8 protein-coding genes are annotated in these 12,251 nt (G+C 65.8%); 4 read left to right on the top strand and 4 right to left on the bottom strand.

The annotated features are described in order from the left end of the window. Positions 1–51: 51 nt before the first annotated feature. From ACTXG5_RS13215 to ACTXG5_RS13200, 4 genes are read left to right on the top strand one after another with little or no spacing between them, the layout of a single operon-like run. Positions 52–1,029 carry an ABC transporter permease gene (locus ACTXG5_RS13215; protein WP_445164404.1) on the top strand — a complete coding sequence of 326 codons (978 nt, stop codon included), beginning with the start codon at positions 52–54 and terminating at the stop codon, positions 1,027–1,029. Continuing rightward, a complete protein-coding gene (locus ACTXG5_RS13210) occupies positions 1,026–1,964 on the top strand; it encodes an ABC transporter permease (protein ID WP_445164064.1) in 939 nt (312 codons plus the stop codon). Before ACTXG5_RS13215 ends, ACTXG5_RS13210 begins: the two co-directional genes overlap by 4 nt. Next, positions 1,961–3,811 (top strand): dipeptide ABC transporter ATP-binding protein, encoded by a 1,851-nt coding sequence (locus ACTXG5_RS13205; protein WP_445164063.1) that lies wholly within the window; start codon positions 1,961–1,963, stop codon positions 3,809–3,811. The genes ACTXG5_RS13210 and ACTXG5_RS13205 overlap by 4 nt, the downstream gene beginning before the upstream one ends. Continuing rightward, entirely contained in the window at positions 3,795–5,495 is a 1,701-nt protein-coding gene (locus ACTXG5_RS13200; RefSeq protein ID WP_445164062.1) for an ABC transporter family substrate-binding protein, read from the top strand. The genes ACTXG5_RS13205 and ACTXG5_RS13200 overlap by 17 nt, the downstream gene beginning before the upstream one ends. Here ACTXG5_RS13200 and ACTXG5_RS13195 read toward each other — a convergent pair. From ACTXG5_RS13195 to ACTXG5_RS13180, 4 genes are all read right to left on the bottom strand, one after another. After that, positions 5,482–6,732 carry an alpha/beta fold hydrolase gene (locus ACTXG5_RS13195; protein ID WP_445164403.1) on the bottom strand — a complete coding sequence of 417 codons (1,251 nt, stop codon included), beginning with the start codon at positions 6,730–6,732 and terminating at the stop codon, positions 5,482–5,484. The two genes, ACTXG5_RS13200 and ACTXG5_RS13195, sit on opposite strands and share 14 nt — an antisense overlap. A 78-nt stretch (positions 6,733–6,810) precedes the next feature. Next, entirely contained in the window at positions 6,811–8,397 is a 1,587-nt protein-coding gene (locus ACTXG5_RS13190) for a GMC family oxidoreductase (protein ID WP_445164061.1), read from the bottom strand. A gap of 45 nt (positions 8,398–8,442) precedes the next feature. Beyond that, positions 8,443–11,064: an AAA family ATPase gene (locus ACTXG5_RS13185; protein ID WP_445164060.1), complete on the bottom strand. Its 2,622-nt coding sequence runs from the start codon at positions 11,062–11,064 to the stop codon at positions 8,443–8,445. Next, complete coding sequence (locus ACTXG5_RS13180; protein WP_445164059.1) at positions 11,061–12,203, bottom strand: metallophosphoesterase family protein; 1,143 nt, start codon at positions 12,201–12,203, stop codon at positions 11,061–11,063. The genes ACTXG5_RS13185 and ACTXG5_RS13180 overlap by 4 nt, the downstream gene beginning before the upstream one ends. Positions 12,204–12,251: the final 48 nt, after the last annotated feature.

Here is a 12,251-nt window from a genome sequence, read left to right as displayed (position 1 = left end):
CGCGGTATCTCGCTAACCTGTCCCAATGCGATGCAGGCTGGGCGACCGGGCATGATCCGGTACCTTGCCCGGCGGTTCCTCAATTACGTCGTCCTGCTGGCGCTGGCGTCTTTCCTGACCTTCCTGCTGACCTCTCAGACGTTTCATCCGCTCGATAGTTTTGTGCAGCGCCACCCGACGCCGCCAGCGGAGGCCATTCACGCCAAAGCTGTTCAGCTGGGCCTGGATAAACCGGTGCCCATCCGGTACGCGAAATGGATTTCCGGGGTGGTCCACGGTGACTTCGGGACGACGGTGAGCGGTCACCCGGTCTCCCAGGAGCTTTGGCGCCGCGTCGGGGTGAGCCTGCGACTGGTGGTGACCGGGTCGGTGCTGGGCACGCTGATTGGCGTCATCGTGGGCGCATGGGGCGCGGTCCGGCAGTACCGTCTCAGCGATCGTGTGGTCACTGTGCTGTCCCTGATCGTCTTGAGCATCCCGTCTTTCGTGCTGGCCAGCTTGCTCATTCTCGGCGCGCTGCGGGTCAACATGTTCGCCGGAGTGGGAATCTTCCAGTACACCGGCGAGACCTCGCCCCTGCCGCCCAATGGAACCGTCGACGCACTCATCGAACGCTTGCAGCACATGGTGCTGCCCACTCTCACCCTGGCACTCGGTGCAATCGCGGGTTTCAGCCGCTACCAACGGAATGCGATGCTGGACGTGCTCGGCGAGGACTTCATCCGGACCGCGCGCGCCAAGGGCCTGACCCGACGCCGCGCGCTGTTCAAACACGGTTTGCGCACCGCTCTCATTCCGATGGCCACCTTGTTCGCCTATGGCGTCAGCGGCCTGCTTGTCGGCGCGGTGTTCGTCGAGAAAATCTTCGGCTGGCACGGCATGGGCGAGTGGGTTGTGTCAGGAATCGCGACCCAGGACGCTAACGTCGTTGCGGCGATCACGCTTTTCTCCGGAGCTGCCGTTCTGTTAGCGGGACTGTTGTCCGACATCATCTACGCGGCGCTGGATCCGAGGGTGCGGGTTTCATGACTGCTGAGAGCACGTCGGTGCTGTCTGGCATCCACCCGGTCGCCACGTTCACATCGCGACGAAACCTGTTGATTCGCCGCTTCGTTCGCAATAAGCCCGCCGCGACTGCGCTGATCCTGCTGGCGCTGGCATTCATCGGCTGCTACGCACTACCGCCACTACTGCCCTACAGCTACACCGATCTGGACCTGCACGCGCTGCTGCAGCCACCGTCGTACAAACACTGGTTCGGCACCAACGCGTTGGGTCAGGACCTACTGGCCCGGACCCTGTGCGGCATGCAGAAGTCGCTACTGATCGGCTTTTGCGTGGCACTGATCTCGACCACCATCGCCGCCGCCGTTGGAACGATCGCAGGATATTTCGGTGGCTGGCGCGACCGAATGCTGATGTGGCTAGTGGATCTGCTGTTGGTCGTGCCCAGTTTCCTGCTCATTGCCATCGTCACTCCGCGCACCAAACATTCGAACAGCGTTCTGTGGCTGGTCGTGCTTCTCGCGGCGTTCGGCTGGATGGTCAGCTCACGGATGGTGCGCGGCTTGACGATGAGCTTGCGAGAACGTGAATTCGTCCGCGCCGCAAGATATATGGGAGTGTCGAGTCGGCGGGTGATCACCCATCACATCGTGCCGAACGTCGCCTCGATCCTGATCATCGACGCAACGCTGAACGTAGGTTTCGCGATCCTGGCCGAAACCGGGCTGAGTTTCTTGGGATTCGGTGTTCAGCCACCAGACGTTTCGCTGGGCACGCTGATTGCGGAAGGCACCCCTTCGGTGACCACCTTCCCCTGGGTCTTCCTGTTCCCGGGCGGGGCGTTGATTTTGATTGTGTTGTGCGCGAATCTCGCCGGGGACGGACTGCGCGACGCCCTCGATCCGAGCACGAAGCCAGCACGCCGCAAAAAGCGGAAGCCAGTTGGGCGGCCAGGGTGACGGCGCTGTTGGAGGTGACCGACCTCAGCGTTACCTTCGACACCGGTGATGCGCGGGTGCCCGCGGTGCGCGGGGCGACCTACCACATCGATCCGGGCGAAGTGCTCGCCATCGTCGGAGAATCGGGCTCCGGTAAGAGCACCGCCGCCATGGCCGTGGTTGGGCTGCTACCCGAATACGGTGAGGTGTCGGGTTCGGTGCGGTTACACGGGCAGGAGTTGCTCGGGCTGCCTGACGAGGCGATGTCACGGATCCGCGGAAAGACGATCGGCACGGTGTTCCAGGACCCGATGTCGGCCCTGACTCCCGTCTATACCGTCGGGGACCAGATCGCTGAAGCCATCAGGGTTCACCACCGTGACGTCGGCCGGGCAGATGCCCGCAAGCGAGCCACGGAGCTGCTCGAACTGGTCGGTATCGCGCAGCCACAGCGCCGGGCAAAGGCGTTCCCCCACGAGCTGTCCGGCGGCGAGCGCCAACGGGTGGTGATCGCGATCGCGATCGCCAACGATCCGGACCTGCTCATCTGTGACGAGCCCACCACCGCGCTGGACGTCACCGTCCAGGCCCAAATTCTCGATGTCCTCAGGACAGCGCGCGACGTCACCGGCGCGGGCGTGCTGATCATCACCCATGACCTGGGGGTGGTCTCGGAGTTCGCCGACCGGGCAATGGTCATGTACGCCGGACGCGAAGTCGAGATCGCGACCGTGGACGATCTGTATCGGGACCGCCGCATGCCCTACACGGTCGGGTTGCTTGGTTCGGTGCCGCGGCTGGACGCCCCGCAGGGCACTCGACTGATTCCGATTCCAGGGGCACCGCCCAACCTGTCGACGCTGGAGCCCGACGTTTGTCCGTTCGCTCCCCGCTGTCCGTTGGTGATCGACGAATGTCGGTCGGCTGAACCAGATCTGGTCACAGTTCGGGACGGCCATCGGGCGGCCTGCATCCGTACCGACGATGTCGCGGGCCACACTGCCGCTGAAATCTTCGACGTGACCACTACGCCATCGGCTATCGACAGCGCGGCGGACGAAAGCGCAACCGTGCTGCGGGTCGTCGATCTCAGCAAGACCTATCCGCTGACCAAGGGCGTCGTGCTGCGCAGGCGGGTGGGTGAGGTGCGAGCGGTCGACGGTATCAGCTTCGCTTTGGAGCGGGGTCGCACGCTGGCGATCGTCGGGGAATCCGGCTCGGGCAAATCGACTACCCTGCAACAGATATTGGAACTTTCCGCACCGCAAGCGGGTTCCATCGAGGTTCTTGGCGAAGACGTCGCTCAGTTGAATCGGGAGAGACGGCGTGCGCTGCGGCGCGACATTCAGGTCGTGTTTCAAGACCCGGTAGCCTCGCTAGACCCCCGGCTACCGGTTTCCGAGGTCATAGCTGAACCTTTGCAGGCGGACGGGTTTCGCAAGCGTGACATCGATGCGCGAGTCGCGGAGCTGCTCGACATCGTCGGTTTGCGCCGTGCGGACGCGACTCGCTATCCGGCCGAGTTCTCCGGTGGGCAAAAGCAGCGCATCGGCATCGCGCGGGCGCTGGCGTTGCAGCCCAAGATATTGGCGCTCGACGAGCCGGTGTCGGCGCTGGATGTCTCGATCCAGGCCGGGATCATCAACCTGCTGCTCGACCTGCAAGATCGATTCAGTCTGTCGTATTTGTTTGTCTCGCATGATCTTTCCGTTGTCAAACACCTGGCGCATCAAGTGGTGGTGCTGTACCGGGGCGCCATCGTTGAGCAGGGCGACGGCGATGAGATCTTCACCAACCCACAGCACGAATACACCCGGCGACTGCTCGACGCCGTTCCGCGGGCGCATCCCGATGCCGCAGCCAGTTAGCATCGTCGGGGTGACGCACCCACCGACGGCCCGCAAGCTCGCAGCGCTGGCATTGGCGCTCGTGCTGGCGGTCACCGGATGTTCAAGTGGCTATCAGGACCTGCCTGAGACGCGGGCCGCTCAGGTCGGAGCTACCAGCGACATGAACCCGCAGGACCCCGCCACGCTGCGGGACGGCGGCAACCTGCGACTCCCGCTGACCGCATTCCCGGACAACTTCAATCAGTTGAACATCGACGGCAATACCTCCGACACCGCCGGGATTCTGGCCTCCACGCTGCCAGGGGCATTCATGACGCGGGCCGACGGGACGCTGAATCTCAATACCGACTACTTCACCGGTGCCGAGCTGACCGGGACCAACCCCCAGACCGTCACATACACGATCAACCCGAAAGCAACATGGAGCGACGGCAATCCAATCACGTGGGAAGACCTCAAATCTGAGGTTGACGCCTGCAGCGGCCGCGACAAGAAGTACCTGATCGCCAGCCGGGCCGGGTTCGAACGCGTGAAATCGGTGACCAGAGGCGTTGACGACCGGCAAGCCGTGGTCACCTTCTCGGATCCGTACGCCGAATGGCGGGGGATGTTCGCCGGCGGGATACAACCTCGGAGCATGACGGCCAACCCGGAGGTCTTCAACAAGGGCCAGCTCGAAAGCCCTGGTCCTTCGGCCGGACCGTTCATCGTGTCGACGATTGACCGGACCGCACAGCGCATCGTGCTGACTCGCAATCCCCAATGGTGGGGCAGGAAGCCGCGATTGGATTCGATCACGTTCCTGGTGCTCGACGTCTCTGCCATCGTCCCGGCGTTGCAGAACAACGCAATCGATGCCGCCGGCATCACCACCCTCGACGATATGGTCACCGCGCAACGCACGCCCGGCATCGTGATCCGCCGCGCCCCGGCGCCGACCTGGTTCCACTTCACCTTCAACGGCGCCGAGGGGTCCATCATGGCCGACGAGCGGCTGCGGCTCGCGGTGTGCCAGGGCATCGATCGCCAGGCCATCGTCGATGTCGTTGAGCACGGCCTGACCACTCATCCCACGCCGCTGAACAACCACGTCTATGTGGCCGGGCAGGTTGGCTACCAAAACAACAGCGCACCAGGCAATTACAACCCGGATCAGGCCCGCAGGGACTTGGATGCGATGGGGTGGAAGCTCAACGGGTCGGTACGGGAGAAGGACGGCAGGCAGCTCGTCGTTCGCGACGTGCTTTTCGATGCACCGTCCAACCGGCAGATTGCCATGGTCGCGCAGAACAGCCTGGCGCAAATCGGCGTGAAGCTGGTGCTCGACCTCAAACCCGGCAATGGCTTCTTCAGCCAATACATCGGAGTCGGCGATTTCGACATCGCTCAATTTGGTTGGGAGGGCAATGCTTTCCCGTTGTCTGCGCTGCCCCAGATCTACACCTCGGATGGTGACAGCAATTTCGGCAGGATCGGCAACGCTGCGATCGACGCGAAGATCGCCGAGACGCTGTCGGAGCTGGATCAGGACAAGGCGCGTGTTCTCGCCAACCAGGTTGACACGATGATCTGGCAGGAGGCCTTCAACCTGCCGCTGTTCCAGTCGCCCGGGAACAGGGCGGTACGACATGATTTGGCCAATTACGGTGCCGCCGGGCTGGCCGACGTGGACTACACCACGATCGGGTTCATGCGGAGCTGAGCCGCCGCCACCGCGGTGGCACGGCTGGCAGCGCACCCTCCGCTTTAGCGGCCAGGTCCACCGCCTTCCACAGCAAGCGCATGGCGGGACGGGCGGGCAGCGCATCCAGCGCCGATCCTTGACCGACCAGCTTGTCGATCTCGCCGCGGCACACCGCCCCAGCGATAGCCAGCGCGGCGGGCTCTCGAAAGTCCACCGCGCTGTGCGCCGTCGTCGGCAAAGCCAGCAGCAGCGCGTTCGGCACCAGCGATGCCACCCGCTCCGCCACCGCCCGGGGCGTCACCAGATCACGCCCTCCGGAAATCACCACCGTGGGCCAGTTGAACTTGGGCATCTCGGCAACCAGGTCGTACGGCTCAGCCTCGAAAGCAGCCGTCTCGCTCATGATTTCGCGTATCGCCACGGCGGGATCCAGCGGCAGGCCGTCGGGTTGAGCGGCGTAGTCGAGCTCGCGAAACGCGATGCGACTCACTAAATCGACTTCGTGGCGGTATGCCACATTGAGGCTGACGACGACGGTGAAGTGGGACAGCAGTCGCCACAACGTCTTTCGGCCGCTGAGTAATAAGTCGAGTTCGCGATCCAGCAGCGTGGCCCCACCGTAGGCGTAAATGGTGGTGGCGATCTCCCCCGCCGACCCGGTCATCAGCCCACTGTCGATCAGCTTGCGGACTTTCGGCGCCAATGCGGCGGTGTCCGGAGTATCGCCGTAGACCAGCAAGCCGCGAATAGCGTCGCGAACGAGCGCAATGTCGTGCCGGGACAGCAGCGGGGAATCGAGAATCATCGCCTGCACCCGGCCGGGATGGCGTACGCCGAAGCCGGCCGCGATATAGGTGCCGTACGACGTGCCATAGATGACCGCGGAGTCCACATGGGCGTCGTCGAGCACCGCGGCGACGTCGTCGACCACCTGATCGACGGTGATCGCTTCCGGCGGCAGGTCGGTGCCGGAGTCGTCGCGACGCGACATTCCGACCCCGCGGTGCTCGATCATGATGACGTCCAGACCGGCGAGGGCGGCGCGGCGCCGCAACCCCTTGTAGACCTGCAGCGACGCCACGCCCGGGCCTCCCGGGATGATGACCAGCGGGTGGGCGGACTTGCGGCCGGTTCGCACGTAGTAGAGATCGAACTCGTCAGCGCCGCCCGGGGATATCGGCCTGCGCACCGGCCGGACGCCGGGCATTCCCGCGAGCTTTTCGTGCACCCGGCGCCGTTTCGCGTTCATGGTGATCAATGTCGGTCCGCCATGGGCCCATTCTGCCTAGCTCGCTCACGATCAGCAGCGCGGCAGCGCGCCCGGGGCACCGGGTCAGTCGCTGATCAGGTCGGCAGCCTTCTCCCCGATCAGCAACGACGGCGCGTGGGTGTGGCCCCGGACGGTGCTGGGCATCACCGAGGCGTCGGCCACCCGAAGCCCGTCGACCCCACGTACCCGCAGCTGTGGATCCACCACGCTCGACTCGTCGCTGCCCATCCGGCAGGTGCCCAGCGGGTGATACAAGGTTTGCGAGCAAGTGTTGAGCGCGGATTCCAGCGTGGCCTCGTTCAGCTCGGTGCAGCCACGCGGTCGCGCGATCGGACCGAGCAGGCCTGCTAACGCGGGAGCTGCGGCGATCCGCGCGCATATCCGCAGCCCTTCCATCATCGCGGCGCGGTCAACGCCGCCCGGATCGGACAGGTAGCGCGGGTCGATCACCGCCTTGTCGTGCGGGTCGGCGGACCGCAGCGTGATCTGGCCGCGGCTTTCCGGTACGACCAAGACGGGCCCGAGAACCACCCCGTGCCCTTCCGGCTCACCGATTCCCTCGTCGTAGAAGGGCGCTGGGGCGAAGAGCAGCTCGAGATCGGGTAGGTCCAGTTCGGGCCGGCTGCGGACGAATCCGTACGCCTCCGCGACGCACGAGGTGAGCATGCCGCGGCGCCGCAGCAGGTAGTTGATCAATTGGGTCGGCTTTTCGCCGGCGAACAGGCTGCCGCCGTCCACGGTGAAACCCAGCGGTGTGGCGAGGTGGTCGACCAGGTTCTGCCCCACCTCGGGTGAGTGAGAGACGAGGTCGATCTCGTGCTCGGCGAGATGATCACGATCGCCGATGCCGGACAGCATCAGCAGCTGAGGGCTGTTGACGGCGCCGCCGCAAAGCACCACCTCGCGCCGCGCGTGGGCGACGCATAGCTGGCCGTCCTGCTCGAATTCCACACCGACTGCCCGGGTTCCGTCGATCAGGATCCGGGTAGCGGTGGCACCGGTGAGCACCGTGAGGTTTTTGCGGCGCATCACCGGTTTCAGATAGGCGTCGGCGCTACTGCACCGGGCGCCGCGTCGCTGCGTGACGAGGCCCTCGCAAAAGCCCTCCGGCCGTGCCGAATTCGGCTGCGCGGCAGGAAACCCGCACTCCCGCGTCGCGGCCAGCCAGGCTGCCGTCGAGGGCCGCGGACTACGCTGCCTGGAGATGTGCACCGGGCCGGTCACTCCGCTGTCGTCACCGCTGACGAAATGCCACGCGTCGGTGACGTTCTCGATGCGACGGAAATAGCCAAGCACCTCAGCGAAGGACCATTGCGGGTCGGCTCGCTTCGCCCACTCGTCGTAGTCGGCATCAAATCCACGTACCCACATCATCGCGTTGATCGACGATGAGCCGCCCAGCACCTTGCCTCTGGGCCAATAGATCTCGCGGCCGCCCAGTTCTTCCTGCGGTTCGGTCAGATAATCCCAGTCGATATCACTGCGGAACAGCCGGGAGAAGGCCGCCGGTATCCGGATGAACCGATTCTTATCGGGCGGACCCGCCTCGAGCGCGAGCACGGAAGTCGCCGGATCGGCGCTGAGTCGACTCGCCACGACAGAGCCGGCGGAGCCGGTGCCTATTACCAGGTAATCGCACTGAACGTCCATGTTGCACCCCGTTTCGGGGTGAGTGTAAGACGGGACGAGCGGGTCCTACACATTGAGATCGATACGGTGCGCACCCTTCACACCGTCGTACCGATCTGGACTACACGTCAACACGATCACCTGCCCGTGTGCACCCACGGTGTCGAACACCTCTCCCATCTTGGCCAGCCGATCGGGATCGGTGAATCCCAGCGCGTCGTCGACCACGACCGGAACCGCGTCCTCCTTGGCCACCAGCGCAGCACCGGCAAACCGCGCCAGGATCCCGAGCTGCTCCTTAGCCCCACCCGACAGGGAGTCGTAGGGCACCGTGACGCCATCCACGGTCCGGCTGCGGATGCACAAGTCCGTGTCGATGTCGACCTCGAACGTGGGCCCGAACACCGGACGGCCGAGCCGCTGCAATTCCGTGCGGTAGGGCGCGACATAGCCCAGTCGGGTGGTGTCGCGATGGCGGGCCATCACCGACCGCAGCAGCTGTGCCGCGCGGGCCCGGCTGCCGATCCGGGTGTGCTGACTCGCGGCATGCTCACGCTCGATCTCCGCGGCGTCGAGCTTGCCCTGGCGGCCCTCGCTGCCAAAGACCGAGAGTTCGATGGTGAGCTCGCGCAGTGCACGAGCGGCATCTTCGTAGCGAACGCCCAACGACTCGGCTGCCTGAGTGGCTGCGGCCAGTTCGGCTGTTACTGCGTGCGGCGCCGCGGCGGCCAGTTCTTCGCCGAGTTCGACAGCCTGTTGCCCGGCGGTTGCCGCGGCCTGCTGACCGGCATCCGCCGACGACGCCAGGTCCTCGTCGCTCACCGAGGCGCGCTCCTGAGCCAGCTGGTCGGTGGCTCGATCGAGCTCGGCTCGTTGGGTCGTCACTTCGTTGAGTAAAAGCGTTGCCCGGGTAGAGGTCTCGGTGAGCCGGGAGTCGGCTGCGGCCGCGCTGCATCGACGGGTCTCGTATTCGGCTTCCGCGGTCACGCGAGCGGCCTGTGCCGCGGCGTGTTCGGCGCGAGCGGCCACGATATCCGTCGCGATGAGGTCGGGCTCGGCCGGTTGACCGGCGCGTAACTGTGCCAGCCGGACCTGCATTTGGTCGACGTCTTCGTCGCCGCATAAGCCGGACAGCGTCGCACTCAATTGGTCGCGGCTGCTGTGCAATTCGCGGCAGTACCGGTCGGCCGAGCGTGCCGCGGTAAGGTCAGGGACCTCACCGGCCGCTAGAGCTGCGGTCAGATCATCCTGTGCCGCGGCATATTTCGCCTGAACATCGAGGGCGGCCGCACCGGGAGTTAACCGTGCGGTGAGCACACCGGCAACCTCGACCTCGGTGGGGCCGGTTGCCGTCGTCGACCAGCTTTGCCCCGCCGACAACGACACCCGCTGCTGCCCGACCGCGAGTTCGATGTCGGCCACGGCGGTGAACTCGATGGCTGCCGAGATCATCGCCAGCTGGTCGCCGGCGCGATCGACCGCGGCCGCGGCGCTTTCGATTCGCCGTAGTAGCTCCTCGGTGAGGACGACCCCGGAAAGCGCTGTACCGATCCGGTCGAGTTCACGCGCGATCTCGTCGACCTTGGCCAGGCGCGCGCTCAGCCGGTCGATCTCCTCGCGGTCGGCGAGCTGGTCGACGGTGCGACGGACGGATTCGGCACGGCGTTGCAGGTCCGTCAGAACCTGAGTGGCCTCCTGCATCGCGGTGCCCGCCGCGTCGGCGTCGGTGCGCGCCGCCGTCTGCGCATCGACGGCTTGCCGCGCAGCTGCCTCAGCGGCCACGACAGCCGCTGTGCGGGTTTCGATCTCGGTAACCAATCGCAACCGGCCGCTGTGCGCGGCGGACGCGGCGGCGCTGGTCGCTGTGGCGGCGGCGGCGACCAGTTCGGCTTCACGTGCTTGGCGAGTGAGTTCCGCGGTCTTGTCGGCCGCGGCCTGCGCGACGGCCAACCGCGGACCCGCCGAGAGTCGCAGTTGCGAGAGCTCGGCCACTTGCTCGGTCAGCACGGCATGGCGACGCACCCGATCGTCGACCTCCGCGACCGCCGCCGTGCACTCCGCGACCGCGGTGTCGGCGTCAGACAGCCGAGAGATGGCCGCGGCCCACTCCGCGGTGGCACGTCCGGTGGGGGTGAAGTAGCGCGCGTACTCGGCGTCGATCCGGTCGATGAGCAACGGCTCGTTGCCGGACAGCGCCGCCTGGTCACCGGCCGCGACATCGAGTGCACGCGAGAGCGCGTCACAGCCGGACAGATCCACCGCCGCCGTCGATGCGGACTGCAGCACCCGCTGGGCATGCCACAGGTCGTTGTCCACCGTCTCGGCGAGCATCGCCCGAACCCGTTCGTGGGCTTCATCGCCGGTCAGCTGCTCGCGGCGCGGCGCCAGCACGGTCAACTCCGTCTCACACTTCTTGTGGAAGCGCTTGCGATAGATGAAACGGTAAGTGCCGCTGCTGATTTCAGCGGTCACTTCGGAGCCGACATCGCTGTGGGTGGGCTTGACCTGCTTGACTTCCTTCTTCGTCGAGCGGTCCCTGGATTCCAGCAGCAGATCCAGCGCCTCGATCATCGACGACTTGCCAATCTCGTTGGCGCCGCACACCACAACCACGCCGTGGTCGGGGAAATCGACCTCCCGGTGCCGGATTCCGCGGTAGTTCGTCAGGACCAACCGATGCAGCTTCATGCCGCGCCCCGATCGGTGAGCCGGAGCAAGAGCGCCAGCGCGGCCTGGGCGTCGCCGGCCGAGTCGGTATCGTCCCCGCGCGCCGCGGCCACCAGCTCTTCGACAGCCGCAGCGGCGAATCCCCCGATGCCGAGATCGGTGAACTCGCCGTCGGCGGGTATCACCGCCACGTCGGTGTGGCGTTCCCACAGGCCCAGCCACGCGAAGAGCCGTGCGTAGCGGTCCAGGCAGGCGTCCAGCGCGGCCCGGTCGGTGACCGTCAACGAACCCGTCAGCGCCAGCCGCACCACCGTGCGGTCCTTCTCGGTCATCAGATCGAGATTCACATCGAGGTCGGCGATGTCGCGGCTGGTGTCGACCTCGCGGTGCAAGGTGACAAACCGCCAGTGCCCCACGTGGCGGGCCGTCACCGAAACCGCATTGGTTTCGTCGATGTCGACCACCAGGACATGACCCGGGTCGGATTCGACGTCATCGAAGTTCGTGACTTCGGGCGATCCGGAGTACCACACCCGGCCGCTATCGCCGACCTGGGTCAGCGAATGCTTATCCCCCAGCGCCGCATAGTGGACCGCGCCGCGGGCCAGCGCCTCTTCGAGCCGGTCCAGCCGAATCAACGACGGCTTATCCCGGTCGGGATCGAGCACGTCGACGCCGCCGTGGGCGACGAGCACCCGGGTGACCGGGCCCGCCTCGAGGTCCTCGAGCACGTCGGCGACCAGGTCGGTGGTTGGGGCCTTCGACCGCCATGGCGCCGCGACGATCTCGAGGCCCGGCCGAACCTGATGGATACCGGCGCGATCGAGCACCACGACGTTGTCCGGGCATTCGGCGGTGAACAGCGCACTGGTGAAGACCGATGACGCGTCGAGCGGATCGTGGTTGCCGGGCAGCAGATAGACCGGAATACCGATGGCGCGCATGGCTTCCAGGGACTGCCCGATCACCTGCGGGGCGAGCTGATTGTGTTCGAAGACGTCGCCGGCGACCACGACGAACTCGGCGCCCACCTCGGCCGCCAAGGCGCCCAGACCGGCCACCGCGTCGCGCCGGGCGGCCGAATACCGCGGCTGGGCGTCCCCGGCCAGGAAGTGTCGGGTCATGCCCAGCTGCCAGTCGGCGGTATGCAGGAATCGCATCCCGGCGCCCCCTTCGGAAATGGCGTGGCTATCAAGGCACCGCGAGTC

Source organism: Mycobacterium sp. Dal123C01 (assembly GCF_052566995.1).
Note: the sequence above shows the minus strand (reverse complement) of the source record. Positions and strands in the feature narration are given on the sequence as shown.